The organism is Nocardioides nitrophenolicus (assembly GCF_016907515.1).
Classification (GTDB): Bacteria; Actinomycetota; Actinomycetes; order Propionibacteriales; family Nocardioidaceae; genus Nocardioides; species Nocardioides nitrophenolicus.
Map to the genome: position 1 here is coordinate 5,055,474 of NZ_JAFBBY010000001.1, position 26,323 is coordinate 5,081,796.

The window sequence follows — 26,323 nt, forward strand, 5'->3', positions numbered from 1 at the left end:
GGCGGAGGCGGTGTCACAGTAGCGCGACTGTGCCGGAGTCCCACCGGCTTCCTCGTGCCTGCAGGTTGGACTCTAGGGCATCGCGCGCAGTGCCCGCAGCAGCTCGTTCGTGGTGTCCGGTGGCCGGACGGCGATCCGGATCCAGCTGTCGTCCAGGCCGGGGAAGGTGTCGGCCCGGCGTACGGCGATCCCGCTGTCCCGCAGTCGTGCGTGCACCCCCGCGCCGACCCGCGCCAGGACGAAGGACGCGGTGGAGGGCAGGTGGTGGACGCCGAGGTCGGCGAGGCCCTTCTCGACGTGCTCGCGCCAGTCCCGGATCTGCTCGGCCCTGCGCGTGGCCTCCTGGGCGGCCTCGGCGCTCACGCAGGCGATGACGGCCGCGGCGGCGGTGGTGCCGACCGACCAGGGTGTCTGGGCAAGCGCCATCGCTGCGACCACCAGCGGGTCGCCGACGACGTAGCCGGCGCGGATGCCGGGGATGCCCCAGTGCTTGGTGAGCGAACGGAGCACGACCACCCCGTCGAGAGATACGCCGGCCAGCGACTCCGGCTCGCCCGGCACGCAGTCCATGAACGCCTCGTCGACCACGACCAGCCGGCCGGGGCGCCGCAGCTCGCGGATCAGCGCGGCCGGGTGCAGCACGCCGGTCGGGTTGGTCGGGTTCCCGATGACGACCAGGTCGGCGTCCTCGGGGACCTGCGACGGGTCCAGCGCGAACGGCTCGCGCAGCAGCAGCGACGTGACCCGGTGCCCGGCCTGCTCCAGCGCGGCGTGCGGCTCGGTGAACTGCGGGTGCACCACCACCGGCCGTCGCCAGGCCCGCAGCCGCGCGACCAGGGTGAACGCCTCGGCGGCGCCCGCGGTGACCAGCACCCCCTCCTCCGGCCGGCCGTGGTGGGCGGCCACGGCCGAACGTGCGGCGCTCGGGTCGGGGTAGGCGCCGACCTCGTCCAGCGACCGGCGCAGCGCGTCGTCGAGCCACGGCGGCCGCGGGCCGTCGTACACGTTGACGGCGAGGTCGAGCATCCCGCGCGCCTCGACGTCGCCGTGGTGGCGCAGGTCAACCATGGGCGTGCACCGCCTCCGCGAAGCGGGCGGCGAGGTGGGGATGGCCGGCCCAGTGCGTGTGGAGGTACGACGCGTGCAGGCTCGCCGAGGCGAAGCCGACCTGCTCGCCGTCGACGGTCCAGGCCGGCGTACCCGCGACGGCGGGGGTGACGGTGGTGCGGTGGAACTCGTGGCCGGTGACCTGCTCGCCGGCGCGGGTGAGCAGCGTGTCGGCCGCCGCGGTGGCGACCGGGTAGCGCAGGGTGAGCCGCTCGGTCATCGCGGCGTCGGCGTCGAGCACCCCGGCCATGGGGGCGCCGTCGAGGGTGCGGCACAGGTAGAGCAGGCCGGCGCACTCGGCGACGGTCGGCAGTCCGTCGAGCACGGCATCGCGGATCTGTGACCGCAGGGCCGCGTTGGCGGTGAGGTCGGCGGCGTGCACCTCGGGGAAGCCGCCGCCGAGGTAGAGGCCGGCGGTGCCTGCGGGGAGCGCGGGATCGCGCGCCGGGTCGAACGGGACGACGTCGCAGCCGTGGGCGGCGAGCAGCTCGGCGGTCTCGGCGTACCGGAAGGTGAAGGCGCGGCCTGCTGCGACTGCCACTTTCTGCCGGGGCGGCGGGATCTGAGAGCCAGTTTCTGCCGGGTCGGCGGACCAGGGGAGGACGTCGAGCGGGGGTGCCGTGCGGGCGAGGGCCAGCACCGCGTCCAGGTCGACGTGCTCGGTGACAACCTCGGCCAGCCGGGCCACGACCGCCTCGGAGCCGCCGCGCTCGGCCGCGGTGACCAGGCCCAGGTGGCGCGACGGGGTGGCGATCGAGGCGTCGCGGGGGAGCACGCCCAGGACCGGCAGCGAGATCGACGAGCGCACCTCGGCCGCGTGCCGCGCCGAGCCGGCCTGGTTCAAGATCACGCCCGCGACGGTGACAGTCGGGTCCCAGGTCGCCATCCCGTGCACCACCGCGCCGATCGAGCGCGAGGAGCGGGAGATGTCGACGACGAGGACGACGGGCGTCCGGGTCAGCGCCGCCACGTGGGCCGTCGAGGAGAAGCCGTCGCCGCCGATCCGGCCGTCGTACAGGCCCATCACGCCCTCGACCACCGCGACGTCGGCGCCACGGGCGCCGTGCAGCAGCAGCGGGGCGACCAGCGACTCGCCCACCAGGTGGGGGTCGAGGTTGCGGCCGGGCCGGCCGCAGGCGAGGGCGTGGTAGCCGGGGTCGATGTAGTCGGGGCCGACCTTGTGCCCGCTGACCTCGTGTCCCGCGGCGGCCAGCGCGGCCATCAGGCCGGTGGCGACGGTCGTCTTGCCCTGCCCGGTGGCGGGCGCGGCGACGACGATGCGCGGGAGCGCGCTCACCACTCGATGCCCTTCTGGCCCTTCTGGCCGGCGTCCATCGGGTGCTTGACCTTGGTCATCTCGGTGACCAGGTCGGCGAGCTCGACCAGCTTCGGGTCGGCCCGGCGACCGGTGATCACGACATGCTGGTGGCCGGGGCGGTTCGCCAGCGTCTCCACCACGTCGTCGATGTCGACCCAGCCCCAGTTGATCGGGTAGGTGAACTCGTCGAGCAGGTACAGGTCGTGCTGCTCGGCCGCGATCCGGCGCTTGATCTCAGCCCAGCCCTCGGCGGCGTCCGCGGCGTGATCCTCCTCGGACCCGGCCTTGCGCGACCAGGACCAGCCGGAGCCCATCTTGTGCCACTCGACGGTGCCATTCCCGGGCGGCAGCTTCTCGAACGCCGTCTGCTCGCCGAGGCGCCACTTCGCCGACTTCACGAACTGGAACACCCCGATGTCCCAGCCCTGGTTCCAGCCGCGCAGCGCCAACCCGAACGCGGCCGTCGACTTCCCCTTGCCGTCGCCGGTGTGCACCATCACCAGTGGCCGGTTGCGGCGCTGGCGGGTGGTGAGCCCGTCGTCCGGTACGACGAGCGGCTGGCCCTCAGGCATGGTCGGTCTCCTTCGTCTGCCAGGTGTTCTCGTGGATGGCGTCGGCGAGCGGCCGGCGCGAGCGCCAGCCGTGCCGCTCCAGGTCGGGCACGGTCTCCAGGTGGCTCACGGTCCCCAGGCACAGCCACGCGACCGGTCGTACGCCGGCCGGGATCCCCAGCAGCTCCCGCAGGAAGTCCTCGCGGTAGAAGGACACCCAGCCCAGGCCGAGGCCCTCGGCGGTCGCGGCGAGCCAGAGGTTCTGGATCGCCAGCACGGTCGAGTAGAGACCGGCGTCGGAGATCGCGTGCCGGCCGAGCACGTGCGGGCCGCCGCGGGCCTGGCTGTGGGTGACCACGACGCCCAGCGAGGACTCGCAGATCCCCTCCACCTTGATCCGGTCGAAGGTCGCGCGCCGCTCGGGCGGCAGCGAGGCGGCGAAGCCGTCGCGCTCGGCGGCGACATGATCGCGGAAGGTACGACGCAGCCCCGAGTCGCGCACCAGCACGAAGTCCCACGGCTGGCTCATCCCCACGCTGGGCGCGCGGTGCGCGGCGGCGAGCACCCGGTGCAGCACGTCGTCGGCCACCGGCGCCCCGGTGAACTCGGCGCGGACGTCGCGGCGGCGCTCGATGACGTCGTACAGGTCGGCGGTGAGGGCGCTCACGCGGCCCGCCGGGTGACGTCGACCAGTGCCTCGGCGCTGACCTCGGCGATCGGGACGTGCTCGGCGCCGAGGTGCTCGGCCAGCGCGGCGGCCAGCCCCATCCGCATCGGCCCGGCCTCGCAGTCGACGACCACGCTGGCGACGCCGGCCTCGGCCAGCAGCCCCGCGGCCATCCGCGAGCGGACCACCGCGTCGGACCCCGCGGTCGCGCGACCGTCGGTGACGACGACGAGCAGGGCCCGGCGCTGCGGGTCGCGGGTGCGCTCGACGGCGAGCAGGTGCGCGGCCTCGAGCAGGCCCTCGGCGAGCGGGGTGCGCCCGCCGGACGGCAGCTCGGCCAGCCGCTGGGCGGCGGCGTCGACGGAGTGGGTGGGCGGCAGCGCCACCTCGGCGGCCGCACCGCGGAAGGTGACCAGGCCGACCTTGTCGCGGCGCTGGTAGGCGTCGAGCAGCAGGCTGAGCACCGCCGTCTTCACCTGCTCCATCCGTCGCCGCGCGGCCATCGACCCGGACGCGTCGACGCAGAAGAGCACCAGGTTCGACTCCCGCCCCTCGCGGACCGCGACCCGCAGGTCGGCGGGCTCCAGCAGCAGCCGCCCCGACGTCCGGCCGCGCGCGACCTGGTGGCGCACCGCCGCCCGGATCGTCTCGGTCAGGTGGATCGCGCCACCGCCCGCGCCCGCCCGTTCGGGCGTGGTCGCGCCGATCCGGCGGCCGTTGCTGGTGCGGGCCCGGCTGCGGCGTCCGGCGGTGCCGGCGCCGACGCCGCGCACGGCCAGCAGCCGGGTGCGGTACGCCGAGCCGGTGTCGGCGACGCTGCTCGGCGCGCTGCCCCCGGCGCTCTCCGGCCCGGCGCTCTCCGGTCCGCCGCCGCTCGGCGGGGCGGTGTCGCGGGCGGGCGCGTCGACGGGGCCACCGTCGGTGTCGTCCGCGGCGCTCTCGCCCTCCGGAGCCGGACCCTGCGGCTCGGGCTCGGGCGCGCCGTCCGGCCCGTCCGGCCCGTCCGGCCCGTCCGGCTCCGGCGGCAGGTCCTCCTCGCCGAGCACCTGGTCGAGCAGGTCCTCGTCCAGTCCGGGCGCGTCGAACGGCTTGCGCCGGCGTCGGTGCGGCAGCGCCAGCCGGGCCGCGACCCGGATGTCGTCGAGGGTCACCTGCGCGCGGCCGGACCAGGCGGCGTGCGCGACGGCGGTGCGGGCGGTGACGATGTCGGCGCGCAGTCCGTCGACGTCGAAGGCCGCGCACACCTCGGCGATCTTGAGCAGCCCGGCGTCGGTGAGCCGGACCTCGCCGACGAGGGCCTGGGCGTCGGCGATCCGCGTGCGCAGGGCCGCCTCGGCGGCGACGTAGGAGGCGGCGAAGCCGGCGGGGTCGGCGTCGTAGGCCAGCCGGCGGCGGACCACCTCGGCGCGCAGGGCCGGGTCGCGGGGCGCGGCGACCTCGACGGTCAGCCCGAACCGGTCGAGCAGCTGGGGGCGCAGCTCGCCCTCCTCGGGGTTCATGGTGCCGACCAGCACGAACCGCGCCTCGTGGGTCATCGAGACGCCGTCGCGCTCCACGGTCGCGCGGCCCATCGCGGCGGCGTCGAGCAGCAGGTCGACGAGGTGGTCGTGGAGGAGGTTGACCTCGTCGACGTACAGGATGCCGCGGTGCGCCTTGGCCAGCAGGCCGGGCTCGTACTCGGCCTTGCCCTCGGCGAGCGCGCTCTCCAGGTTGATCGAGCCGGTGACCCGGTCCTCGGTCGCGCCGATCGGCAGCTCGACGAGCGGCACCGGCCGCTCGTCGACCGGCGGCAGCACGGCCGCCAGCGCGCGCACGATCGTCGACTTCGCGGTGCCCTTCTCGCCGCGGACCAGCACCCCGCCGACCTCGGGGGCGATCGTGGTCAGGATCAGGGCCAGGGCCATCGGGTCGGGCCCGTCGGGACCGTCGGCGCCGACCACGGCGCTGAACGGGAAGTGCTGGATCGTGGGGAGGCTCATCGCAGGCGCTCCTTCCGGGCGAGGCGAACGGGGGAGTAGAGGTAGGACTCGGCGGCCCGGGGATCGACCGCCGTCGCGAGCGCCGGGCCGACCAGGATCACGGCGGCCTGGCGCAGTCCGGCCTCCTCGACGAGGCCGGCGACGGTGGCGACGGTGCCGCGCAGCACCAGCTCCTCGGGCTGCGAGGCGCGAGACACGACGACCACCGGGCAGGTCGCGCCGTAGAACGGCGTGAGCTCGGCCATCAGCGCGGCGGTGCGGGTGATCGCGAGGTGCAGCACCAGGGTGGCGCCGGTGGCCGCGAAGGCGGCGAGCGACTCGGTCTCCGGCATCGCGGTCGACCGGGCCTGGGTGCGGGTCAGCACCACCGACTGCGCGACCAGCGGCACGGTCAGCTCGCGGCCCACGGTGGCCGCCGCGGCGGCGTACGCCGGGACGCCGGGTGTGACGTCCCACGGCACCCCGGCCGCGTCGAGGCGCCGGGTCTGCTCGTGGAGGGCGGAGTAGAGGGACGGGTCGCCGGAGGTGAGCCGGACGACGTCCAGCCCGGCGGCGTGCGCCTCCACCATGGTCGCGGTGATCCGGTCGAGGTCGAGCTCCTGGGTGTCGACCCGGCGGGCGCCGGCGCGGCAGTGGGAGAGCACCTCGGCGTCGAGATAGGTGCCGGGGTAGAGGACCACGTCGGCCGTGCTCAGCAGGGCCGCGGCGCGCAGCGTGATCAGGTCGGCCGCGCCGGGACCGGCGCCGACGAAGTGGACGCTCACGGGGTGCTCTCCTTCGTCCAGGTCCACTGCACGACGGCGCGGGCCGGCGTCCAGCCGGTGAACCGCCCGCCGAGCGGGGTGACGTGCTCGACGGCGAGCCGGGTCAGCTCGCCGCCGTGGGCGTGGAAGGCGTCGACGAGCAGCCGTTCGGTCTCCAGCGTCACGCCGTGGGCGACCAGCCGGCCGCCGGGGGCCAGCCGCTCGCGGCACAGGTCGAGCAGGCCGGCCGCGGTGGCGCCGCCGCCGACGAAGACCGCGTCGGGGCCGGGCAGGCCGGCGAGGGCGTCGGGGGCCCGGCCGGTGACGACCTCGAGGCGAGGTACGCCGAGCCGGCTCGCGTTCCGCCCGATCCGCGCGGCGCGCTCCGGGTCGCCCTCGACGGCGGTGGCGGTGGCGAGCGGGTGCGCGCGCAGCCACTCGACGGCGACCGAGCCGGCCCCGGCGCCGACGTCCCAGAGGTGGTCGCCGGGCCGAGGGGCGAGCCGGGCGAGGGCGCTGGCGCGGGCGTCGCGCTTGGTCAGCTGGCCGTCGTGCTCGAAGGCGTCGTCGGGCAGGCCGGTCGCCCAGCTGGCGAGACCGGTGCCGGCGACCTCGAGCGCGAGCACGTGCAGCCGGGGGACCGGGCACGGGTAGACCGCGTGGGTCTCCGCCGCGCCGCCCAGGTCGCCGAGCACGTGGATCGTGGTGGCGGCGAAGCCCGCCTCGCCCAGGATCGCGGCAACGGCGGCCGGGGTGTGCTCGTCGGACGACAGCACCAGCAGCCGGCGCCCGGGCGCCAGCTCGCGGCGCAGCGCGTCGACGTCACGGCCGACCAGGGTGACCACTGCCGACTCCTCGGCCGACCAGCCCATCCGGGCGCGGGCGAGGGACACCGACGAGACGGCGGGTACGACGCTCACCGCGTCCGCGCCGAGCATCCGGATCAGCGTCGTGCCGATGCCGGAGACGAGGGGGTCGCCGGAGGCCAGCGCCACGACGGAGCGGCCCGCGTGCTCGCGCAGGACGTCGGCCAGGGCTGCCATCGGGCGCGGCCAGGGACGTCGTACTTGGCCGGGAACGGACGGAATCAGAGCGAGATGGCGCTCGCCCCCCAGCAGCACCTCGGCACTGCCGACGAGCGCGCGGCCGGCGGGCGGCAGGTGGCCGTCGGCGGTGATCCCGACGACGGTGATCAGTCCACCCATCGCGGCGTCCAGACGCTGCCGTTGGGCTCCACCCGCGTGGCGGAGGCGCCGATGATCAGCAGGCACTTCATGTCGATCGCGTCGGTGTCGAGCGCACCCAGGGTGGTCGTCGTCAGCGACTCCTCGGCGCGGCCGACGTCGCGACCCACGACGACCACGGTGTCGGGCGAGCGGTGCTCCAGCAGGATCTTCTGCATCTCCACGACCTGCTCGCGACGCGAGCGGGACGCCGGGTTGTAGACGCCGAGCACCAGGTCGGCCTCGGCGATCGCCCGCAGCCGGCGCTCGACGACCGGCCACGGCTTGAGCCGGTCCGAGAGGCTGACGACCGCGAAGTCGGCACCGATCGGTGCGCCCGCCCGAGCGGCGACGGCCTGGACCGCGCTCACCCCCGGCAGCACCCGCACCGGGACCGTGGCGTGCTCCTGGTGCGCGGGGTCGGCGGCCGCCTCGAAGACCGCGGCGGCCATCCCGAACACCCCGGCGTCGCCCCCGGAGACGACGGCGACCCGCTCGCCCCGGAGGGCGAGGTCGAGCGCGAACCGGGCCCGGTCGACCTCGACCGTGTTGCCCGAGGCGTGCCGCTGGAGCCCCGGTCGCTGCGGCACCCGGTTGACGTACGGCGCGTAGCCGACGACGTGGTCGACCTCGGCCAACGCGGCGCTCGCCTCGGGGGTCAGCCAGCCGTCCGGGCCGGGGCCGAGGCCGACGACGAGGAGCTCCGCGGGTTGCGGTTTGGTCCCAAACCGCACGTTCTCGGGGTCGGAACCTGCGGTTTGGGACCAAACCGCAGACCCACGCATCCGCTCAGCGGAAGCCGGTCTCGCCGAGTCACCCGGGACCACGACGAGCGAGAAGTACGGCACCGAGTCGGCGTCGACCTCGGCGACGGGCAGCCAGCGCTCCTCGGCCTGGGAGGCCCGCTCGACGTACAGCGCCCCGTCGAGCCGGCCGGCGGCGGCGAGCGCACGGCGGACGGCGGGGAAGGTGCGGCCGAGCTTCATGATCACCGCGCCGTCGGTGTCGGCGAGGCGGCGCGCCAGCTCGGGCTCGGGGAGGGTGCCGGGCAGGACGGTCAGCACGTCGGTCTGCCGGACCAGGGGTGCGGGGACGGTGGCGGTGGCGGCGGCGAAGGCGGGGACGCCGGGCACCACGTCGACCGGGTACCGGTCGCGGAAGCGGTCGACGAGGTACATCGACGAGCCGTAGAACAGCGGGTCGCCCTCGGCGAGCAGGACGACGTCGCGTCCCGCGTCGAGGTGGGCGGCGAGCCGGGCCTCGCACTCGTCGTAGAAGGCGGCCAGCGCGCCGACGTACCCACCGGGATGGTCGGTCGCCCCGGTCGTCACCGGGTAGCGCAGCTCCTCCTCGACCACGCCGGCGGGGATCAGGTCGGCGGCGATCCGGCGGGCGTGCGACTCCTTGCGTACGCCGGCGTGGAAGGCGACGACGGCGGCCGCGCCGATCAGCCGGGCGGCCTTGAGGGTGATCAGCTCGGGGTCGCCGGGACCGATGCCGACGACGTGGAAGCGACCGGTCGACCGGGTCATTCCGCCTCCTGGGCGAGTGCGTTGACCGCGGAGGACGCCATCGCCGAGCCGCCGCGGCGCCCGCGGACGGTGACGAACGGGATGTCGATGCCGTGGTCGTCGGCGAAGGAGGCGAGCGCGTCCTTCGACTCGGCGGCGCCGATGAAGCCGACCGGGCAGCCGACGATGGCGGCGGGCCGGGGGCCGCCGGCGAGGATCAGCTCCAGCAGGTGGAAGAGGGCCGTGGGGGCGTTGCCGATGGCGACGACGGCGCCGTCGAGCAGCGGCTCCCACAGCGAGACGGCGGCGGCGGTCCGGGTCGTCGACCAGGCCGCGGCGAGGGCCGGGACCCGCTCGTCGGTGAGGAAGCAGTGCACCGGGTTGCCGGCGGGCAGCCGGCCGGCGGTGATGCCCATGGCGACCATCCGCGCGTCGCAGAGGATCGGCGCGCCCGCGTCGAGCGCGGCCCGCGCGGCGGTGACCAGGCGCGGGTGGATGACCAGGTCCTCGACGAGATCGGTCTGGCCGCTGCCGTGGATCATCCGGACGGCGACCTTCTCGGCCTCGGCCGGCACCCGGGCCAGGTCCGACTCCCGCCGGATGGTCGCGAACGAGTCGACGTAGATCGCCGGCCCGTCGGCGATGTAGTCGTAGCGGCGCGGGGGAGCGGTGAGCTCGGTCATCGGTTCTCCTCGGGGATGAGCACGCCCTGCCACGGCGTGACGATCACGGTCGGCGCGGTCCAGGCCGCGATGGTGGTCGAGTCCAGCCCGTCGTCGGGTACGCCGACGTGCCGGCCCCCCGCGACCGGGCCGAGGGGGAGCGGCCCGGTCGCGGCGGTGGCGCCCGGCGCGGGTGGGACCGCGGGGGCGAGGGGACGAGCGAGCTCGGGCACGTGCCATGGCGCCTCCGGCCCGGTGCCTCGGGCGGCGAGGAAGGCTCGGGCCACCGCGAGCAGCGCGGCGGGTGCGTCGGCGAGGGCGACCACCTCGCCCCACCCCTCGCCGACCCGCAGCTGGGCGGTGCCGCCGTCGAGCGCGACCAGGCCGAGGTCGAGGTGCTTGTCGGCCAGGTCGCCGCGCCCGTCGTCGAGGGTGAACAGGAAGCGGCCCGGGAGCGCGGCCACGGCATCGTCGGCGAGCAGCAGCGCGTCGAGCGCGGCCAGTACCGGGCGCAGGTCGGCGCGGCCGCCGGCGAGGCCGGTCTGCGGTGACACCAGGACGTTGCGTACCCGGTCGTGGGTGCGCGAGGGGAGCAGACCGGTCGCCTCCAGCGCGGCGAGCGCGGGCCCGGCCAGGGAGCCGTCCGTCGCGAGGGGCATGGCGCGGACCTGCAGGTTGGCGCGGCCGGTGACCCGGACCCGGCCGTCGCCGTACTCCTCGGCGACCGCGGCGAGCGCCCTCAGCGCCGGGAGCGGCACCCGGCCGCCGGGGACTCGGATCCGCACCAGGCCGCCGTCGTCGGCGGGCCAGGGGTGCACGATGCCGGGGCACCGGTCCGGACGGCTGCGCGCCATGGTGGAGGTCCTTCGAGGCCGGGGCTCCTCGCGATCGCCCCACATCGACCTCGCGACGGTCGGGCCGCAAGGGCCAGCAGGTCTTCGGACTCGGGATCATCCGGTGCGGAGCGTCTTCCCAGATCTCCGAGGAGATCCAGTGACCTCGTGCTCCGCCCGTCACCCACACCGCTGCGCGTCAGTCCCGGACTCACACCGGGTTCCCTTCGCTGGCACGGGCACCTTACCAAGCCCGGTGCTCGGGCCGGCTCGGTAGCCTGACCGCCATGCCCTCGCTCAAGGACGTCGTCGACCTCGTCCACGGCTGGTACCCGCCCGCGACCGCCGACGGCTGGGACGCCGTCGGGCTCGTGTACGGCGACCCCGAGCAGCCCGTGAAGCGGATCCTGCTGGCCGTCGACCCCACGCCCGAGGTCGCCGCGGAGGCGGCGGAGTGGAAGGCCGACCTGCTGCTCGTGCACCACCCGCTCTTCCTCAAGGGCGTCCACGGGGTCGCGGCGACCACCCCCAAGGGCCGCACCCTGCACGCGCTGGCGAAGGCCGACTGCGCGCTGCTCACCGCCCACACCAACGCCGACCAGGCCGTGGGCGGCGTCTCCGAGGCGTTCGCGGTCGCGCTCGGCCTCAAGGACCTCAGCCCGATCGTCCCGGCGCCGGGGGAGCCCTACGACAAGCTCACCGTGTTCGTGCCGGCCGACGCCGCCGCGCCGGTCCGGGCCGCGGTCGCCGAGGCCGGTGCCGGCCGGATCGGCGACTACGACTTCGCCTCCTTCACCAGCGCCCCCGGCGAGGGCCGGTTCCGTCCGCTCGACGGCGCGAACCCGATGATCGGGACCGTCGGTGAGCTGGAGACCGTCGAGGAGGTGCGGATCGAGGTCGTGCTCCCGCGGGACCGGCGCACCGAGGTCGTCCGCGCCATGCTGAGCGCGCACCCCTACGAGGAGCCGGCGTACGACGTCGTGGAGGTCGCCGACCCGCGGCTCGCCGGCGTCGGCACCGGCCGGATCGGCAGCGTCGAGCCCACCACGCTGGCCGGCTTCGCCGAGGCGGTGGCGGCCGCGCTCCCGCCGACCCACCACGGCGTCCGGGTGGCCGGCGACCCCGAGCGCCCGGTCAAGCGGGTGGCGGTCTGCGGCGGCGCGGGCGACTTCCTGCTCGACCGGCTGGCCGGCTCCGGCGCCGACGTCTACGTCACCAGCGACCTGCGCCACCACCCGGCCGCCGAGTTCCTCGAGAAGGGCGGACCCGCCCTGGTCGACGTCGCCCACTGGGCGGCCGAGTGGACCTGGCTGCCGGTGGTCGACCAGCTGCTCCGCGAGCGGCTCGGCGACGCGGTCGAGACCCGGGTGAGCGCGATCTGCACCGATCCTTGGACAATGCACCTGTGAACGCCGATCCCGCCGTCCAGCTCCGCCTGCTCGACCTGCAGGCCCTCGACTCCCAGGTCGACCAGCTGCGCCACCAGCGCACCAACCCGGCGCAGGCCGCGGAGATCAAGGACCTGCTCGGCAAGCGGGCCGACGTCGACGGCCGGCTGCGCGACCAGCGCATCGTCGTCGACGACCTCGCCGTGGCCCAGGCGAAGGCCGACGCCGACGTGGAGCAGGTCAAGGCGCGACGCACGCGAGACCGCGACCGGATGGACTCCGGCGCCATCACCGACCCCAAGGCGCTGGAGCGGATGCAGCACGAGCTCGCGTCGCTGGAGCGCCGGATCTCGACGCTCGAGGACGAGGAGCTCGAGGTGATGGAGCAGCTCGAGGAGGCGCAGTCCGCGCTCGCCGAGCTCACCTCCGCGATCGACGACCTCGACGGCCGGCTCGGCACGCTCACCACCGCCCGCGACGAGCGGGTCGCCGAGCTCGACGCCGAGATCGCGTCCGTCTCGGCGGGCCGCGCCGAGATCGTCGCCGCCATCCCCGAGGACCTGCTCGCCCTCTACGAGAAGCTGCGCGCCAGCAAGGGCGGCGTGGCCGTCGGCGCCCTGCGCGCCCGCCAGTGCGGGGGCTGCCAGCTCAGCCTCGACGCCGGAGAGCTGGCCCAGATCCGGGCCACGCCCGCCGAGACGGTGCTGCGCCACGAGGAGTGCCAGCGGATCCTGGTCCGCACCCCCGAGAGCGGCCTGTGACCGCTGGGCCCGCGCGCGTCGTCGTCGAGGCCGACGGCGGGTCGCGGGGCAACCCCGGGCCGGCGGCGTACGGCGCCGTGCTGCGCGACGCCGCCACCGGGGCGGTGCTCGCCGAGGACGCGCGCACCATCGGTCGGGCGACCAACAACGTCGCCGAGTACTCCGGCCTGGTCGCCGGCCTCGCCCTCGCCGTCGCGCACGCGCCCGGTGCGGTGGTCGAGGTGCGGATGGACTCCAAGCTGGTCGTCGAGCAGATGTCCGGGCGCTGGAAGATCAAGCACCCCGACATGGCGGTGCTCGCGGCCGAGGCGCGCGAGCTCGCGCCCGCCGGTACGACGTACACCTGGGTCCCACGGGCCCGGAACGCCCACGCCGACCGGCTCGCCAACGAGGCGCTCGACGGCAAGCGGTCGGGCGTGAGCGTGCCGAGCGTGCCCGGCGACGGCGTCGCCGACGAGCCCGATTCGGCCGCCGAGGAGGCGTCCTCGCCGGCCTTCACGCCGGGGCAGCCGACCACGATCGTGCTGGTCCGCCACGGCGTCACCCCCCACACCACCGGCCGGCGGTTCTCCGGCGGGCTCGGCGGCGACAACCCGCCGCTCTCCGAGGAGGGCCGCGAGCAGGCCGCCGAGGTGGCCGCGTGGCTGACCGAGCTCAAGGACAGCGTCGACGTCGTGGTCGCCTCGCCCGTCCGGCGTACCCGCGAGACAGCGGACATCGTCGCCGCCGCGCTCGGGCTCGCGGTCGAGGAGGAGCCGGCCTTCGCCGAGATGGAGTTCGGCGAGTGGGACGGACTGAGCTTCACCGAGGTCGCCGAGCGCGACCGCGAGCGGCTGGACGCCTGGTTCGCCGACATGACCGCGGCGCCGCCCGGCGGGGAGTCGTTCGTGAGCGTGCGGGAGCGGGTGCTGGCCGGCCTGGCCCGGCTGCTCGACACCCACGCCGGGCGCACCGTCGTGCTGGTCAGCCACGTCACGCCGATCAAGACGCTGGTCGCGCACGCCCTCGACGCACCCCTGGAGACCTTGTTCCGGATGGAGCTCGCGCCGGCCGCGGTCTCCGTGCTGGCCTTCTACCCGGACCCGCGCACGGGTGAGCAGAAGGGCTCGATGAGGTTCTTCAACGCGCTGGCCCCCGGTCGTCGTACCCTCCGCGACACCGGCCGCTGGTAGTTCGGGGTTTCCCCCGTCGTACCGGACGAAATGGTCGTGGATCAGCCGAAATCACGACCATTCTGTCCGGTACGACGACCAAGCCAGCGGGCCCGCTCGGCCGGACCCAGCGCGCGTCGCCGCGCCACGGTCGAGGTGTCCACCCACCACCAGGGCTGGTCGAGGGTCCACGACCGGAGCCGGGGACGATGTCGCGCCCGGTCGTAGGCTCCGTCGAGCCGGCGGAGGAAGCGCTGCTCCTCGCCGGGGCCGGCCATCATGGTGACGACCTCGATGCCGAGCCGTCGAGCGAGCTCCTCACGGTCGAGGTCCCGGCTGCGGCGTGGCCCGGCGCCGTGGACGCGGCCGTCGTACTCGCCCGCGATCCCGGCCGCCACGTCGAGCACGTCGGGGGTGAACAGGTGGTTGCCCCACGCATCGAAGACCGGTGGGTTGCAGATCAGGGGTCGGCCTCGCTGCCGCTGCCAGAAGCGCCGCATCACCACCTCCATCGGTGACCACGTGTTCTCGTCGGCGACCTCGAGGGCGGCCTCGAGCCGGCGCTTCCCGGGACGCCCCACCAGGCTGGCGGCGTAGACCTTCAGCTCCGCGACGCTCACCAGATCGTCGTACGCCGCCATCTCGATCGCACGGAGCGCGCCGATCTCGTCACGGGCGACACGCGCCAGGTAGCAGACCGAGCGCACCGGGGTCGTGATCGGCAGGCCGTCGACGAGGACCACATCGTCCTCGTAGAGCCAGTCCTCCGAGACGACGATCCCGGCGCGGGCGCGGAGGGCGTGGCGGTCTCCGACGGCGACCGGCACGGGCAACGGCCGACCCTCGGGGTCCCGGCCGTCGAACCACCGCGCGCCGAGCCAGTGCAACGCGGCCCAGCCGGTGGCCGCGCCTCCCTCGGGCAAGCCGGCGACGGCGTCGACGATCCGCTGGGCCACCGTGGTGGCGCCGCCCGCGGGCCGGTAGAGCGCGGGCGCGACCTTGGTCCAGTGGCGACCACGCACCTGGCCACGAGTGGGACCGGTGCGACCGCTCGGGTCGGCCCGCACCGGGACGACCAGGTCGGGGCGAGTGAGGTGGAGCTCCATGCCCCGAGGATCGGCTCAGTGCCGGTCGGGCGGGTTCCTCCTCCACAGGCCCCACGTCGTACCGGACGAAGTGGTCGTGGATCAGCCGAGATCACGACCATTTCGTCCGGTACGACGCCAGGACCCGACCCCTCAGAGCTCGCTGACCACCACGTCGAGCTGGGTGCCGGTCTTGCCGGGCGTGCCGACCTCGACGGTCCAGCCCAGCCGCTCGAGGGTCGAGGCCAGGGCGGCGGGGGTGCGCGGGTCGGCGCCGTCCTCGAGCAGGGCGCGGACGATCCGGCCCTTGGTGGCCTTGTTGAAGTGGCTGACCACCTTGCGGGTCCCGTCGTGCTCGTGCAGCACCCGCACGGTCGCCACGCGCGAGGCGAGGTCGGGTCCGGGGCGCCAGAAGCCGGCGTACATCCCCGAGCGCAGGTCGACCAGCAGCCCGCGCCCCAGCGCCTCGGTCATCACGACGGGCAGCGCCTCGCGCCAGACCGCGGCGACCGGGCCGAGGCCGGGGAGGGAGGCGTCGCCCGAGAGCCGGTACGACGGGATCCGGTCGCCGAGGCGGACCATCCCGAACAGGCTGGACGCGACCGCGAGCCGCGAGGTCGCGCGTCGCTTGGCGCCCGCGGAGAGCGACGCGACGTCGAGGGCGTCGTACAGGACGCCGGTGTAGATCCGGTCCGCGCGCGCGGTCGGTGCGGCGGGCAGCCCGGCGTTGCGGTCGACCAGGTCGGCCTGGCCGGCGGACAGCCCGAGCACCTCGGCGGCCTTGGCCGGGTCCTCGCGGCACAGGGTCACCAGGGCGTCGAGCACCTCGCGGCGCGCGTCGGTCAGCGCGGGGGACGACAGCGAGGCGAGGTCGAGGGGCCGGCCCCGCCGGGGGACCGCCTTGCCCTCGCTCGGCGGCAGCAGGATCAGCACCGCGCAAGGATAAAGTCACCGACATGCCGAGCAATCTCGTGGTCCGGGTCAAGGCGAGCTCTCCGGAGCTGACGGAGGGGCTCGCGGCGATCGCGAAGGAGCTCGACCTCCCCGGCGAGTTCCCCGCCGAGGTCACCGCGGCCGCCGAGCGCGCCGCGGCCGGCGTCGTCCTCCCCGAGCTGGACCGCACCGACCTGCCCTTCCTCACCATCGACCCGGCGGGCTCGATGGACCTCGACCAGGCGGTCCACATCGAGCGCGCCGGCGACGGGTACGTCGTCCACTACGCCATCGCCGACGTCGCCGCCTTCGTGCGTCCCGGCGACCCGGTCGACGTGGAGGCCAACCGGCGCGGCGAGACCCTCTACGGCGCCGGCAGCCGGATCCCGCTCCACCCGCCCGCCCTGTCCGAGGACGCCGCGTCGCTACTGCCCGACCAGGTCCGCCCGGCGCTGCTGTGGACCATCGGGCTCGACGCCGCCGGCGCCCAGACCGAGGTCCGGGTCGAGCGGGCGCGGGTGCGCTCCACGGCCCGGTGGTCCTACGTCGACGCCCAGCGGGCGCTCGACGACGGCACCGCCGGCGAGGTGCTGGAGCTGCTCCGGGAGGTCGGCCGGCTGCGCGAGCAGCAGGAGGTCGCGCGCGGCGGCATCTCGCTGCCGCTTCCCGAGCAGGAGGTCGACGAGACCGACGGCGGCTTCCGGCTGGTGTTCCGCGAGCAGCTCCCCGTCGAGCAGTGGAATGCGCAGATCTCGCTGCTGACGGGGATGGGCGCCGCGTCGCTGATGGTCGGGGCCAAGGTCGGCATGCTGCGCACCCTGCCGCCCGCCGACCCGCGCGACGTCGCCCGGCTGCGCCGGGTCGCCAAGGGCCTGCGGATCTCCTGGCCCCAGGACCAGGACTATCCCGCCTTCGTGCGCTCCCTCGACCCGACTGTCTCGCGGCACCAGGCGATGGTCGTGGCCTGCACCCGACTGCTGCGCGGCAGCGGGTACGCCGCCTTCGACGGCGAGCTGCCCGAGCAGACCCGCCACTCCGCGATCGCCGCCGAGTACGCCCACGTCACCGCGCCGCTGCGCCGCCTCGGCGACCGGTACGCCGGTGAGGTCTGCCTCGCGATCTGCGCCGGCACGCCCGTCCCCGACTGGGTCGCGGCCGCCCTGCCGGGGCTGCCGAAGACCCTCCAGGACTCCGCGCGCCGCGCCGGCTCCTACGAGCGCGCGGTACTCGACCTCATCGAGGCCGCGGTGCTGGCCGACCGCGTGGGCCAGCGGTTCGACGGCGTGGTCACCAGCGTCCGCGACGACGAGGCGACCTCCGGGGTGGTGGTGCTCGCCGAGGTCGGCGTCGAGGCCCCGGTCACCTCCGCGCGGCCGCTGCCGCTCGGCGAGGACGTGACCGTCACCCTCGCCACCGCCGACCTCGCGGCCCGCAAGGTCGCCTTCACGCTGCCGTGAGCGCCGCGAGGGTGCTGGTCACCGGTGGCGTCCGGTCCGGCAAGTCCCGCCACGCCGAGGCGCTGCTCGCCGACGCCGCGGGGGTCACCTACGTCGCCGCCGGCCCGGTCTACGACGACGCCGACTGGGCGGCCCGCATCGCCGCCCACCGGGACCGGCGGCCCGACACCTGGACCACCGAGGAGACCCGCGACGTGGCCGGCGTGCTCGGCGCCGTGGAGCAGCCGGTCCTGGTCGACTGCCTCGGCACCTGGCTCACCGGCGTGATCGACGACGCCGGGCTGTGGGAGGCCCCGGTCGAGGAGGTCGAGGCGCACGTGCTCGGGCTGCTCGACGCGCTGCTGGCCGCGCTCGCCGCCACCGGCCAGCGGGTGGTGCTGGTGACCAACGAGGTCGGGCTGGGCGTCGTACCCGAGCACCGCTCGGCGCGGGTCTTCCGGGACCTGCTCGGCACCATCAACCAGCGGGTGGCCGAGGTGTGCGACGAGGTGCACCTCGTCGTCGCCGGGCGAGTTCTCCGGCTCTGAGGTCAGGCGCCCGCGAGCCCGACCAGCAGCACCGCGAGCGCCAGCTCGATCCCGGCTCCGAAGACGTCGCCGGTGACCCCGCCGAAGCGGCGCACGGCGTGCCAGGTCAGCGCGGCGACGGCCACGAACGCCGCGGCGACGCTCACCGGGCCGCGGACCGGGTCGACGAGCAGGGACAGGGCTGCCAGCCCGGCCCAGCCCACGACGGCGACGGGGACCGGCACCCGGCGGGTGAAGGTGACGCCGAGCCCGTCGGGCCGGGCCGGCGGGGCGAGCGTGCAGGCGGTGAGCCACAGCGCGGCGCGCGAGGCGCACACCGCGGCACCGGCGACGACGGCCGAGCGCACCTCGCCGCCGAAGGAGACGAAGGCGGTCAGCGCGGCGGCCTGCGTCCCGAGGACGAGCACGAGCGCGGCGACGCCGGCCGGGCCGGCCGTTCCGCTCTTCATGACGGCGAGCGACCGCTCGCGGTCGTACGACGAGGTGAGTCCGTCGGCGACGTCGGAGAGCCCGTCGAGGTGCAGCGCCCGGCTGCCGACCGCGAGCGCGGCGAGGGCGGCGAAGGCGACCGCGAGCGCGGGCAGGTCCAGCCGACCGCCGGCCCACACGACCGCCCCGACCGCGGCGCCCAGTGGCAGCACCGCGACGGGGGCGAGCAGCAGCGCGCCGGTCGCGACGCCGGGGGAGACCCGCAGGACCGCGGGCACCCGCAGCGCCGTCAGCATCCCGATCGACAGCCGCAGGCTGCGGCCGACGACGGCGACGCTCATGCGGGGTCCGGGGCCGGCGGCATCAGGTCGGCGAGCAGGGCGACATCGCGCAGCAGCGCGACCGCCGAGCGGAGCACGGGGACGGCCGCGACCGCGCCCGAGCCCTCGCCCAGCCGCAGCCCGAGGTCGAGCACCGGCTCCAGGCCGAGCTTGTCGAGCGCCAGCGCCTGGGCCGGCTCGGTGGAGCGGTGGCCCGCGGCGAACCAGGCGGCCGCGCCGGGGGCGATCTTGTCGGCGTACAGCGCGCACGCGACGGACATCAGGCCGTCGAGCAGCACGGGTACGCCGCTCTCGGCGGCCTCGACGAGATAGCCCACCGTCGCGACCAGGTCGGCACTGCTCAGCGCGGTGAGCGCGTCCATCGGGTCCTCGACGCGGGCACCGACCCGGTCCAGGGCCTGCTGGACGACGACCTGCTTGTGGGTGAGGGCCGCGTCGTCGACGCCGGTGCCGCGGCCGGTCACCTCGACGGCGGGCAGGCCGAGCGCCGCGGCGACCAGCGCGGCGGCGGGGGTGGTGTTGCCGATGCCCATGTCGCCGGAGAGAAGGAGCTGCGCACCGGCGGCGATCTCCTCGCGGGCGACGGTGCGGCCGGCCGCGAACGCCCGGCCGGCCTCGTCGGCCGACAGCGCGTCCTCGACGTGGATCGCCCCGCTGCCGCGGCGCACCTTGTGGGTCCGGACCTCGTCGGGGACGCCGTCGAGGTCGTCGTCCACGCCGATATCCAGCACCCGCACGTGGACGCCGTGAGCGGCCGCGAGCGCGGACACGCCGGCCTTGCCGAGCACGAAGGTGCGCACCATCGCCGGCGTGATGGCCGGCGGATACGCGGAGACGCCGTGCTGGGCGACGCCGTGGTCACCGGCGAAGATCACCAGCCGGACGTCGTCCAGCGGTCGCGGCGGGACCACGCCCTGCACCGCGGACAGCCACACGCCGAGGTCGCCCAGCCGCCCCAGCGCGCCGGCCGGGGTGGCCAGGCCGGCGAGACGCTCCGCGGCGGCGGAGCGGACGGCGGGGTCGGGTGCGGCGAGGGCGCTCATGGTGCCGAACGCTACCCGCGCCCGGGACTCCCGGGCGGCCCGGCTCAGGTGAAGAGCATCACCAGCACCCCCGCCAGGGCGAGCAGGGCGAGGACGAGCATGACGCCCGCCCACTCGTGCTCGTCGGTGTCCTCCAGGTCAGGTGCGTTCGCGGTCATGGCTTCCCCCCAGGTGACGCGGTCCGAGTGACGCTAACGGTGCAACGAGTCGGCGGCGTGAACAGCACGCCTCCATCCCGCGCCGGACGGGTCGGACACTAGGGTCCGGGCGTGGCCCACACCGTGCTCGTCGTCCCGGTACCCGCGCTGGAGGCCTACATCCGCGGCCGCTGGGAGCACTACGACCCCGCCTGGGTCTCCCGCGACCCGGCGTTCACGCACGCCCACATCACCGCTCTGGCGCCCTTCCGCCCCACGCCGAGCGGCGCCGACCTGGCGCGGGTGGAGGCGATCGCCGCGGACACGCCGGCCTTCACCTTCACGCTCGACGAGGTGCGCGCCTTCCCCGACGGGCTCGTGCACGCCGTGCCCGAGCCCGCCGCACCCTTCGCCGCACTCACCGACCGGCTCTGGCGCGCCTTCCCGGACTGCCCGCCCTACGCCGGGGAGTTCGCCGACGTCGTACCGCACCTCACGCTGGACCGGCTCGGCCCCGACGTGTCCCTCGCGTCGGTCGGCGCCGACCTGGCCGGGGTGCTGCCGGTCCGGGCCCGGGCCGAGCGCCTCGAGCTGCACCGGTACGCCGAGGGTGGCTGCCGGGTGCTCGCGAGCTGGTCACTGCTCGGGGCCGGCGATCCGGTCGCGCAGCCAGGTCGTGGTCCCGGCGGGTAGTCCCTTGAGCTTCGGGCGCTCCGGCAGCGGCGCGACGAACAGGGCCGTCCCCTCGGGCAGCGCCCACTTGAGCTCGTGGTAGACCCGCGACAGCCCGTCCGGGCTGTCCACCAGGACCAGGTCGTCCGTGAGCCGGCGCAGCTCGACCCATGGACCGGGCAGGTCCGCGGGCACCGGCGCTGGGGACCAGGCGAGGTAGACGGTCATGGGGGGCAGGTACCCGGTGGCCGTCCCGCTCAGTGCGCCAGCTTGAGCCCGATCACGCACCCGACCAGGCCGAGCAGCAGCAGGATCCGGGCCAGGCTCACCGGCTCCTCGCCGCTCGCCATCGCGATCACGACCGTGAGCGCCGCGCCGATCCCGACCCACACGGCGTACGCCGTGCCGACGGGGAGGGTGCGCATCGCCCAGGCCAGCCCGGCCATGCTCGCCGTCACGGTGACGAGGAAGACCACGGAGGGGACCAGCCGGCTGAACCCCTCGGAGCGCGACAGGGCGGTCGCCCACGCCGCCTCGAGGACCCCCGAGAGCACCAGTACCAACCACGCCATGACGGCCACATCCTTCGTGGCCGTCTTGTCGCGCTCCGGGTACGGCTCCCTCGTCCGGCAGCCGGTCACCGGCTGTATGCCCATTCTATGCCGCGCCGATCGACATTGGTCGCCTCGGCACTGCTAGGCTCGACCTCGTTGAAGAGCGCTCCGCAAGGAGTGCTCCTGCTCTCTCGGTGGGGGCAGAACATCTTGTCGCTCTTGGTCTTCGGTTCAGCTGGGCATCAGGCAAGGGATGTCTTCAGCACCAACGGGTCCGGCAGCTCGCCGGTCCGGAACACGAAACCAAGGAGAAAATCATGGCTCAGGGCACCGTCAAGTGGTTCAACAGCGAGAAGGGCTTCGGCTTCATCGCCCCGGCCGACGGCACCCCGGACGTCTTCGTCCACTTCTCGGCCATCCAGGGCACGGGCTACAAGTCGCTCGACGAGAACCAGCAGGTCGAGTTCGACGTCACCCAGGGCCCGAAGGGCCCGCAGGCGGAGAACGTCCGCGCGATCTGACCTCGGTCTGACGCTTCGCAAGGCCCCCGGCACCTCGGTGCCGGGGGCCTTCGCACGTCCGGACGAGCATGTCGTGGCAGGCTGGGGCGATGCGGTCCCGGGTCCTGCTCAGCGTCCTCGGGGTCGTCGGGACCCTGCTCGCGATGGGCGTGCTGGTGCTGGCGATGAACCTGACGCTGTACCTCGAGACGTCCGTGCCGCCGCGCTCGGCACTGCCCGACCTGCCCGACGGACTCTCGCGCAGCGGCGACACCGAGAACTGTGGATCGGGGAGCTGCTACCGGGAGTTCACCGTCGTCGGCGCCCCGGGGGACTCCGCGGCGGACGTGCTCGACCGGCTGCCCGACGACCACTGCGGCCGGCACTCGCTGGTCGACTGGCGTCGGCTCTGCGTCGGCTACCGGATCCAGGGCGACCTGGTGATCGGCAGCGTGTCGCTGGGGAAGTGGCTCGGCTGAGCGTCGGCTCGTCGTCCCCTCACCCGGCGGCCGACCTCAGACGTGGCCGCTGAGCTGGGCCAACCGGGCGGCCAGCCGCTCGACCAGCGCGTCGGCCTGCTTCGGGCTGAGCGCGGCGCTGGTGCCGGTCGCCACCGGGAGCACGTCGACCGAGAGCCGGGCACCGCCCGCGAGCGCCCGCAGCTCGTCGACCTTGTCGCCGAAGGGCGTGCCGCTGCCGGGGGAGTAGGAGCGGACCACCTCGTCGAGGTCGTCGGCGAACAGGTCCGCCTTGGTCACGGCGATGACCAGCCAGACCGGCTGGGAGCGGCGGACGGCCATCGAGGCGATCCGGTGGGCGGTGATCGTCCAGTCCTCGAGCTCGGCGGCCAGCTGGTCGGCGCGGGTCGCGGCGGCGGCGCCCGTCGTGCCGGCGGCGCGGCGAGGAGTGGCGTAGCCGTGGGCGACCACGTGGATCACCCCGTCGACCGGCTCGTCGTGGAACACCTCGTCGAGGGCGCCCAGGCGGGTCGCGGCGTTGTCGCCCGGCACGACCAGGAACCGGAAGCCGTGCAGCCGCCGCGAACGGCGGGTGCGGCGCTCCATCACCGCCGAGCCCACCTCGGCCGTGCCGTCGCCGGGGCCGCGTCGCGACAGCCGGTCGGCGAGCTGGGTCTTGCCGACTCCGGTCATCCCGGTCACCGCGATGGTCGGGTAGCGCCGGCGCAGTGCGTGGCGGACCCGGTCGGGCGCGGCCGCGAGGGCGCCCAGGACGCCGGTCGCCACGGTGGCGCTGACGGCGGCCAGCCCCGGTTTGGGCAGGACCGCCCGCGAACGACCACTCGGCGACACGAGGCCTCCTCCGGCTGGGGACGATGGTGGGTCGAGCCTACGTTCCACGGCCACGGGCATGCGCCGCACCTCCGGACGGGCCTAGCCTGTGCCATGGCCACCTTCACGCTCACCTGCATCGGCGACGACCGCCCCGGACTGGTGTCCGACCTCTCCGCCCGGCTGCACGCCCACGGCGCGAGCTGGAACCGCAGCCAGATGGCTCGGCTGGCCGGCAAGTTCGCCGGGATCCTGCTGCTGGAGGTCCCCGACGCGCGCGCCGATGCGCTGGCGGGCGAGCTGGCCGGACTCGACGACATCGGCCTCCAGGTCACCCTGGCCCGCACCGACGGGCCCGATCCGGACGACGTGACCGGCGCGGAGGTGCTCGTCGACCTCGACCTGCTCGGCGCCGACCGGCCCGGCATCGTCGCCGAGATCTCGGCCGTGCTCGCCCGCGAGCGGGTCAGCATCCGCGACCTGGTCACCGACGTACGCGACGCGCCGATGGCGGGCGGCCGGCTGTTCGAGGTGCGGGCCGTGCTCGAGGCGCCGCCCGCCACGCGGGTCGAGGAGCTGCGTACGTCGCTCGAGGCGATCGCCGACGAGCTGATGGTGGAGATCACCCTGGCCGAGGCACACTGACGCCATGACGTTCTGGTCCGATCTCCCCGACACGGCGCTCGGCTGGGCCCTCTGGGGGCTGGCCGCCGGCCCGACCGGCACTCAGTCGCAGCCGAGGCCGTTCCCGTCGCGGTCCAGGTCGTACGGGTCGCTGCCGGTGACCTTGACGGTGCCGTAGACGTACTTGGGCCCGTCGCCCGATCCGCCCGCGCAGTCGTAGTCGCTGGCAGGTGCCAGGCACGGCGAGTAACCGGCGGTGCAGTTGGTCTCGGCGAGGGGCGCGATCCGCACGTCGGACACCACGATCCGGATCGTCGCCCCGGGCCGCTTCCTCGCCTCAGCGCCGGGAGTCTGGCTCAGCACCACGCCGTCGGCGCCGGTCCGCGTCTCCCTGGTCGAGACCTCGACGACGAAGCCCGCCTGGCGCAGCCGCTTCGCGGCTCTGGCCTGGGGAATACCCCGCACGTCGGGAACCACGGGGAGGGGCATCGCGAGCACGACGTCGACGATCGCGCCCGGCAGGGCCTCGGCACCGGTCGGGACCGCCTGGCGGAGCACGGTGTCCGCGGTCCGGCGGGACGGCTTTCCGGTGACCTCACCGAGGACCAGACCGAGCTGCTCCAGCGCGGTCTGAGCGTCCTGTCGGCTCAGGCCGGTCAGGTCGGGCACGTGCACCGGCGTCGGCGCGGCGGTGCTGGGCTCGTCCACGGTGCCTGTCGTGCTCGGTTCCGGACTCGGCGCCGTGCTCGCTCTGCCGGCTGGTGTCTCATCCGCCGCGGTGGTGGTCGCGTCGCGGGTCGCCTCGGGGGCGTCGGGCAGCGCCAGGACGAGGACGAGGAAGCCCGCGGTGCAGGCGGTCAGCAGCCATCGGACGCTGGTGCCCAGCCCCGGCCGCAGCCAGAGGCCGACGAGGCCGAGAGGGAAGCAGAAGAGCAGCCCGGGGAGGATCACCCACCAGGACTGCCAGACCGGGAGCTTCGAGGCCTGGCGGGCGAGGGCTCCCGGGGCAGGGTAGGCCGACCGGGTGTGGTGGGTCCAACGCTGCCCGTCCCAGTAGCGAAGCAGGCCGGGGCGGGCCTGGTCCGGGTACCAGCCAGCAGGAGACATCGCCACACCGTAGGTGGCCCGGAGCACCCGCGGGGCAGGAATCGGCTAACCGGTGCGAATCGGCCGTCAGGCGATCTCGACCGCGGTCACCCGCCCGTCCTCGACCTGCCACCGCTGATCGAGCCGCACGTTGTCGAGCAGCCGCCGGTCGTGGCTGACCAGCAGCAGCGCGCCGTCGTACGACGCCAAGGCCTGTTCCAGCTGCTCGATCGCCGGCAGGTCGAGGTGGTTGGTGGGCTCGTCGAGGACGAGCAGGTTCACCCCGCGTGCCTGGAGCAGCGCCATCGCGGCGCGGGTGCGCTCGCCGGGGGAGAGGCGACCGACCAGGCTGGTGACCTGGTCGGCCTTGAGGCCGAACTTGGCCAGCAGGGTGCGTACGTCGGCCGGCGCCAGGTCCGGTATGGCGGCCTCGAACGCGGTGCCGAGGGAGAGGTCCTCGTCGAGGCCGGTGCGTGCCTGGTCGATCTCACCGACGGCGACCGACGCGCCGAGGCCGGACCGGCCGGTGTCGGGGGCGAGCCGGCCGAGCAGGAGGCGCAGCAGGGTGGTCTTGCCGGCGCCGTTGGGACCGACGATGCCGATCCGCTCGCCGGCGCTGACCTGCAACGACACGGGCCCGAAGGTGAACTCGCCGAGCCGGGCGACCGCCTCGTCGAGGGTGGCGACGACCGAGCTGGACCGGGGTGCGGAGCCGATCGAGAAGCGCAGCTCCCACTCCTTGCGCGGCTCCTCGACCTCCTCCAGGCGGGCGATCCGCGACTCCATCTGACGCACCTTCTGCGCCTGCTTCTCCGACGACTCCGACTGCGCGCGGCGGCGTACCTTGTCGTTGTCGGGGGACTTGCGCATCGCGTTGCGCACGCCCTGCGAGCTCCACTCGCGCTGGATCCGGGCGCGGTTGACCAGGTCGGCCTTCTTCTCGGCGAACTCCTCGTACGCCTCCCGGGCGTGGCGCCGGGCGATGGCACGCTCCTCGAGGAAGGCGTCGTAGCCGCCGTCGTAGACCGCGACCTGGTGCTGGGCGAGGTCGAGCTCGACGACGCGGGTCACGACGCGGGAGAGGAACTCGCGGTCGTGGGACACCAGGACCACACCTGCGCGCAGCCCGCGCACGAAGGTCTCCAGCCGCTCCAGGCCCGCGAGGTCGAGGTCGTTGGTCGGCTCGTCGAGGAGCACCAGGTCGAAGCGGCTGAGCATCAGCACCGCGAGCGCGGCGCGTGCGGCCTGACCGCCCGACAGGGAGGTCATCAGCGCATCGGGTCCGACGTCCAGGCCGAGGTCGGCCAGCATCGGCGCGAGCCGCTCGTCGAGGTCGGGCGCGCCGCTGGCGAGCCAGTGGTCCAGGCTGTGGGCGTAGGCGTCCGCCGCCGCCGCCGACTCGTCGCCGGCGCCGAGCGCCGCCGCGTCCCGCTCCATCGCCTCGGTGGCCGTGGTGGCTCCGGTGCGTCGGGCGACGTACTGCCCGACGGTCTCGCCGGCGATCCGCTCGTGCTCCTGCGGCAGCCAGCCGACGAAGGCGTCGGACGGGGCGGTCGCCACGGTGCCGTCGAGGGGCGCCAGGTCGCCGGCCAGGATCCGCAGCAGCGTGGTCTTTCCGGCGCCGTTGGCCCCGACCACGCCGACCACGTCGCCCGGGGCGACGGTCAGGTCGAGGGAGTCGAACAGGGTGCGGTGCGCGTGGCCCCCGGCGAGGTCCTTGGCAACGAGGGTCGCGCTCATGAGGGGATCGTA

At 75.0% G+C, this 26,323-nt stretch carries 26 protein-coding genes, 1 pseudogene and 2 riboswitches; of the genes and pseudogenes, 9 read left to right on the top strand and 18 right to left on the bottom strand.

Going from position 1 to position 26,323, the window contains the following annotated elements:
- Window positions 1-72: 72 nt before the first annotated feature.
- The 9 genes and pseudogenes from cobBC to JOD66_RS24370 all read right to left on the bottom strand — a co-directional run bounded on the left by cobBC (window position 73) and on the right by JOD66_RS24370 (window position 10,615).
- Window positions 73-2,407: pseudogene (gene cobBC / locus JOD66_RS29770) on the bottom strand (bifunctional hydrogenobyrinic acid a,c-diamide synthase/histidinol phosphate aminotransferase CobBC).
- Window positions 2,401-2,997 (bottom strand): cob(I)yrinic acid a,c-diamide adenosyltransferase, encoded by a 597-nt coding sequence (gene cobO, locus JOD66_RS24335; RefSeq protein WP_204839370.1) that lies wholly within the window; start codon window positions 2,995-2,997, stop codon window positions 2,401-2,403. Before cobO ends, cobBC begins: the two are co-directional and overlap by 7 nt.
- Window positions 2,990-3,643, bottom strand: coding sequence for a 5,6-dimethylbenzimidazole synthase (gene bluB / locus JOD66_RS24340; protein WP_204839371.1), 654 nt, complete (start codon window positions 3,641-3,643; stop codon window positions 2,990-2,992). The genes cobO and bluB overlap by 8 nt, the downstream gene beginning before the upstream one ends.
- The gene (locus tag JOD66_RS24345) at window positions 3,640-5,622 is read right to left on the bottom strand and encodes a VWA domain-containing protein (protein WP_239545427.1); all 1,983 of its coding nucleotides are present in this window, start codon (window positions 5,620-5,622) and stop codon (window positions 3,640-3,642) included. Before JOD66_RS24345 ends, bluB begins: the two co-directional genes overlap by 4 nt.
- Window positions 5,619-6,386: a cobalt-precorrin-4/precorrin-4 C(11)-methyltransferase gene (locus tag JOD66_RS24350; protein WP_204839372.1), complete on the bottom strand. Its 768-nt coding sequence runs from the start codon at window positions 6,384-6,386 to the stop codon at window positions 5,619-5,621. Before JOD66_RS24350 ends, JOD66_RS24345 begins: the two co-directional genes overlap by 4 nt.
- Window positions 6,383-7,570, bottom strand: coding sequence for a precorrin-6y C5,15-methyltransferase (decarboxylating) subunit CbiE (cbiE, locus tag JOD66_RS24355; RefSeq protein ID WP_204839373.1), 1,188 nt, complete (start codon window positions 7,568-7,570; stop codon window positions 6,383-6,385). Before cbiE ends, JOD66_RS24350 begins: the two co-directional genes overlap by 4 nt.
- Window positions 7,558-9,120 (bottom strand): precorrin-3B C(17)-methyltransferase, encoded by a 1,563-nt coding sequence (gene cobJ, locus JOD66_RS24360; protein WP_204839374.1) that lies wholly within the window; start codon window positions 9,118-9,120, stop codon window positions 7,558-7,560. Before cobJ ends, cbiE begins: the two co-directional genes overlap by 13 nt.
- Window positions 9,117-9,782 (bottom strand): precorrin-8X methylmutase, encoded by a 666-nt coding sequence (locus tag JOD66_RS24365; protein WP_204839375.1) that lies wholly within the window; start codon window positions 9,780-9,782, stop codon window positions 9,117-9,119. Before JOD66_RS24365 ends, cobJ begins: the two co-directional genes overlap by 4 nt.
- Window positions 9,779-10,615 (bottom strand): ferredoxin-like domain-containing protein, encoded by an 837-nt coding sequence (locus JOD66_RS24370; RefSeq protein ID WP_239545429.1) that lies wholly within the window; start codon window positions 10,613-10,615, stop codon window positions 9,779-9,781. Before JOD66_RS24370 ends, JOD66_RS24365 begins: the two co-directional genes overlap by 4 nt.
- Before the next feature lie 58 nt (window positions 10,616-10,673).
- Window positions 10,674-10,844, bottom strand: a riboswitch (cobalamin riboswitch).
- Between the two features lie 37 nt (window positions 10,845-10,881).
- On the opposite strand from JOD66_RS24370, the gene JOD66_RS24375 reads away from it, so the two are divergent.
- The 3 genes from JOD66_RS24375 to JOD66_RS24385 are packed head-to-tail and all read left to right on the top strand — an operon-like array spanning window position 10,882 to window position 13,915.
- Window positions 10,882-12,003, top strand: coding sequence for a Nif3-like dinuclear metal center hexameric protein (locus JOD66_RS24375; RefSeq protein ID WP_204839376.1), 1,122 nt, complete (start codon window positions 10,882-10,884; stop codon window positions 12,001-12,003).
- Window positions 12,000-12,743 carry a zinc ribbon domain-containing protein gene (locus JOD66_RS24380; RefSeq protein WP_307823700.1) on the top strand — a complete coding sequence of 248 codons (744 nt, stop codon included), beginning with the start codon at window positions 12,000-12,002 and terminating at the stop codon, window positions 12,741-12,743. The genes JOD66_RS24375 and JOD66_RS24380 overlap by 4 nt, the downstream gene beginning before the upstream one ends.
- Window positions 12,740-13,915 (top strand): bifunctional RNase H/acid phosphatase, encoded by a 1,176-nt coding sequence (locus JOD66_RS24385; RefSeq protein ID WP_204839377.1) that lies wholly within the window; start codon window positions 12,740-12,742, stop codon window positions 13,913-13,915. The genes JOD66_RS24380 and JOD66_RS24385 overlap by 4 nt, the downstream gene beginning before the upstream one ends.
- A 41-nt stretch (window positions 13,916-13,956) precedes the next feature.
- On the opposite strand, the gene JOD66_RS24390 is transcribed toward JOD66_RS24385, so the two are convergent.
- Both JOD66_RS24390 and yaaA read right to left on the bottom strand, forming a co-directional pair.
- Complete coding sequence (locus tag JOD66_RS24390; RefSeq protein ID WP_204839378.1) at window positions 13,957-15,000, bottom strand: hypothetical protein; 1,044 nt, start codon at window positions 14,998-15,000, stop codon at window positions 13,957-13,959.
- Window positions 15,001-15,132: 132 nt separating this feature from the next.
- Window positions 15,133-15,912: a peroxide stress protein YaaA gene (yaaA, locus tag JOD66_RS24395; RefSeq protein WP_204839379.1), complete on the bottom strand. Its 780-nt coding sequence runs from the start codon at window positions 15,910-15,912 to the stop codon at window positions 15,133-15,135.
- Between the two features lie 23 nt (window positions 15,913-15,935).
- On the opposite strand from yaaA, the gene JOD66_RS24400 reads away from it, so the two are divergent.
- Window positions 15,936-17,369 (top strand): RNB domain-containing ribonuclease, encoded by a 1,434-nt coding sequence (locus JOD66_RS24400; protein ID WP_204839380.1) that lies wholly within the window; start codon window positions 15,936-15,938, stop codon window positions 17,367-17,369.
- The gene (gene cobU, locus JOD66_RS24405; protein ID WP_204839381.1) at window positions 17,366-17,896 is read left to right on the top strand and encodes a bifunctional adenosylcobinamide kinase/adenosylcobinamide-phosphate guanylyltransferase; all 531 of its coding nucleotides are present in this window, start codon (window positions 17,366-17,368) and stop codon (window positions 17,894-17,896) included. Before JOD66_RS24400 ends, cobU begins: the two co-directional genes overlap by 4 nt.
- Before the next feature lie 2 nt (window positions 17,897-17,898).
- On the opposite strand, the gene JOD66_RS24410 is transcribed toward cobU, so the two are convergent.
- The gene (locus tag JOD66_RS24410) at window positions 17,899-18,666 is read right to left on the bottom strand and encodes an adenosylcobinamide-GDP ribazoletransferase (protein ID WP_204839382.1); all 768 of its coding nucleotides are present in this window, start codon (window positions 18,664-18,666) and stop codon (window positions 17,899-17,901) included.
- The gene (gene cobT / locus JOD66_RS24415) at window positions 18,663-19,709 is read right to left on the bottom strand and encodes a nicotinate-nucleotide--dimethylbenzimidazole phosphoribosyltransferase (protein WP_204839383.1); all 1,047 of its coding nucleotides are present in this window, start codon (window positions 19,707-19,709) and stop codon (window positions 18,663-18,665) included. The genes JOD66_RS24410 and cobT overlap by 4 nt, the downstream gene beginning before the upstream one ends.
- 269 nt (window positions 19,710-19,978) lie before the next feature.
- On the opposite strand from cobT, the gene JOD66_RS24420 reads away from it, so the two are divergent.
- A complete protein-coding gene (locus JOD66_RS24420) occupies window positions 19,979-20,539 on the top strand; it encodes a 2'-5' RNA ligase family protein (RefSeq protein ID WP_204839384.1) in 561 nt (186 codons plus the stop codon).
- Here the strand turns inward: JOD66_RS24420 and JOD66_RS24425 are convergent.
- Together JOD66_RS24425 and JOD66_RS24430 are read right to left on the bottom strand one after the other, a co-directional pair.
- Entirely contained in the window at window positions 20,483-20,746 is a 264-nt protein-coding gene (locus JOD66_RS24425) for a hypothetical protein (RefSeq protein ID WP_204839385.1), read from the bottom strand. The genes JOD66_RS24420 and JOD66_RS24425 overlap by 57 nt on opposite strands.
- Before the next feature lie 29 nt (window positions 20,747-20,775).
- Window positions 20,776-21,090, bottom strand: coding sequence for a DMT family transporter (locus JOD66_RS24430; protein WP_204839386.1), 315 nt, complete (start codon window positions 21,088-21,090; stop codon window positions 20,776-20,778).
- A gap of 13 nt (window positions 21,091-21,103) precedes the next feature.
- Window positions 21,104-21,168: riboswitch (guanidine-III (ykkC-III) riboswitch) on the bottom strand.
- A 221-nt stretch (window positions 21,169-21,389) separates the two neighbouring features.
- Here JOD66_RS24430 and JOD66_RS24435 point away from each other — a divergent pair.
- Both JOD66_RS24435 and JOD66_RS24440 read left to right on the top strand, forming a co-directional pair.
- On the top strand, window positions 21,390-21,593 hold the full coding sequence (locus JOD66_RS24435; protein WP_179725474.1) for a cold-shock protein: 204 nt from the start codon (window positions 21,390-21,392) through the stop codon (window positions 21,591-21,593).
- 89 nt (window positions 21,594-21,682) lie between these two features.
- Window positions 21,683-22,051, top strand: coding sequence for a hypothetical protein (locus tag JOD66_RS24440; RefSeq protein WP_204839387.1), 369 nt, complete (start codon window positions 21,683-21,685; stop codon window positions 22,049-22,051).
- A gap of 36 nt (window positions 22,052-22,087) precedes the next feature.
- Here JOD66_RS24440 and JOD66_RS24445 read toward each other — a convergent pair whose 3' ends face one another.
- Window positions 22,088-22,882, bottom strand: a complete 795-nt coding sequence (locus tag JOD66_RS24445) for a DEAD/DEAH box helicase family protein (protein ID WP_204839388.1) — start codon at window positions 22,880-22,882, stop codon at window positions 22,088-22,090.
- A gap of 93 nt (window positions 22,883-22,975) precedes the next feature.
- On the opposite strand from JOD66_RS24445, the gene JOD66_RS24450 reads away from it, so the two are divergent.
- Window positions 22,976-23,506, top strand: coding sequence for a glycine cleavage system transcriptional repressor (locus JOD66_RS24450; RefSeq protein WP_204839389.1), 531 nt, complete (start codon window positions 22,976-22,978; stop codon window positions 23,504-23,506).
- Window positions 23,507-23,587: 81 nt separating this feature from the next.
- Here the strand turns inward: JOD66_RS24450 and JOD66_RS24455 are convergent, their stop codons facing one another.
- Both JOD66_RS24455 and JOD66_RS24460 read right to left on the bottom strand, forming a co-directional pair.
- On the bottom strand, window positions 23,588-24,592 hold the full coding sequence (locus JOD66_RS24455) for a PASTA domain-containing protein (RefSeq protein WP_204839390.1): 1,005 nt from the start codon (window positions 24,590-24,592) through the stop codon (window positions 23,588-23,590).
- Window positions 24,593-24,658: 66 nt separating this feature from the next.
- Entirely contained in the window at window positions 24,659-26,311 is a 1,653-nt protein-coding gene (locus tag JOD66_RS24460) for an ABC-F family ATP-binding cassette domain-containing protein (protein ID WP_204839391.1), read from the bottom strand.
- Window positions 26,312-26,323: the final 12 nt, after the last annotated feature.

What these genes read in the sequence shown, in the direction of transcription:
- cobO (WP_204839370.1), bottom strand. Translation starts at nt 2,997, where the DNA reads ATGCCTGAGGGCCAGCCGCTCGTCGTACCGGACGACGGGCTCACCACC.
- JOD66_RS24345 (WP_239545427.1), bottom strand. Translation starts at nt 5,622, where the DNA reads ATGAGCCTCCCCACGATCCAGCACTTCCCGTTCAGCGCCGTGGTCGGC.
- cbiE (WP_204839373.1), bottom strand. Translation starts at nt 7,570, where the DNA reads ATGGGTGGACTGATCACCGTCGTCGGGATCACCGCCGACGGCCACCTG.
- cobJ (WP_204839374.1), bottom strand. Translation starts at nt 9,120, where the DNA reads ATGACCCGGTCGACCGGTCGCTTCCACGTCGTCGGCATCGGTCCCGGC.
- JOD66_RS24365 (WP_204839375.1), bottom strand. Translation starts at nt 9,782, where the DNA reads ATGACCGAGCTCACCGCTCCCCCGCGCCGCTACGACTACATCGCCGAC.
- JOD66_RS24370 (WP_239545429.1), bottom strand. Translation starts at nt 10,615, where the DNA reads ATGGCGCGCAGCCGTCCGGACCGGTGCCCCGGCATCGTGCACCCCTGG.
- JOD66_RS24375 (WP_204839376.1), top strand. Translation starts at nt 10,882, where the DNA reads ATGCCCTCGCTCAAGGACGTCGTCGACCTCGTCCACGGCTGGTACCCG.
- JOD66_RS24390 (WP_204839378.1), bottom strand. Translation starts at nt 15,000, where the DNA reads ATGGAGCTCCACCTCACTCGCCCCGACCTGGTCGTCCCGGTGCGGGCC.
- JOD66_RS24400 (WP_204839380.1), top strand. Translation starts at nt 15,936, where the DNA reads ATGCCGAGCAATCTCGTGGTCCGGGTCAAGGCGAGCTCTCCGGAGCTG.
- JOD66_RS24410 (WP_204839382.1), bottom strand. Translation starts at nt 18,666, where the DNA reads ATGAGCGTCGCCGTCGTCGGCCGCAGCCTGCGGCTGTCGATCGGGATG.
- cobT (WP_204839383.1), bottom strand. Translation starts at nt 19,709, where the DNA reads ATGAGCGCCCTCGCCGCACCCGACCCCGCCGTCCGCTCCGCCGCCGCG.
- JOD66_RS24425 (WP_204839385.1), bottom strand. Translation starts at nt 20,746, where the DNA reads ATGACCGTCTACCTCGCCTGGTCCCCAGCGCCGGTGCCCGCGGACCTG.
- JOD66_RS24430 (WP_204839386.1), bottom strand. Translation starts at nt 21,090, where the DNA reads ATGGCGTGGTTGGTACTGGTGCTCTCGGGGGTCCTCGAGGCGGCGTGG.
- JOD66_RS24435 (WP_179725474.1), top strand. Translation starts at nt 21,390, where the DNA reads ATGGCTCAGGGCACCGTCAAGTGGTTCAACAGCGAGAAGGGCTTCGGC.
- JOD66_RS24440 (WP_204839387.1), top strand. Translation starts at nt 21,683, where the DNA reads ATGCGGTCCCGGGTCCTGCTCAGCGTCCTCGGGGTCGTCGGGACCCTG.
- JOD66_RS24450 (WP_204839389.1), top strand. Translation starts at nt 22,976, where the DNA reads ATGGCCACCTTCACGCTCACCTGCATCGGCGACGACCGCCCCGGACTG.
- JOD66_RS24455 (WP_204839390.1), bottom strand. Translation starts at nt 24,592, where the DNA reads ATGTCTCCTGCTGGCTGGTACCCGGACCAGGCCCGCCCCGGCCTGCTT.
- JOD66_RS24460 (WP_204839391.1), bottom strand. Translation starts at nt 26,311, where the DNA reads ATGAGCGCGACCCTCGTTGCCAAGGACCTCGCCGGGGGCCACGCGCAC.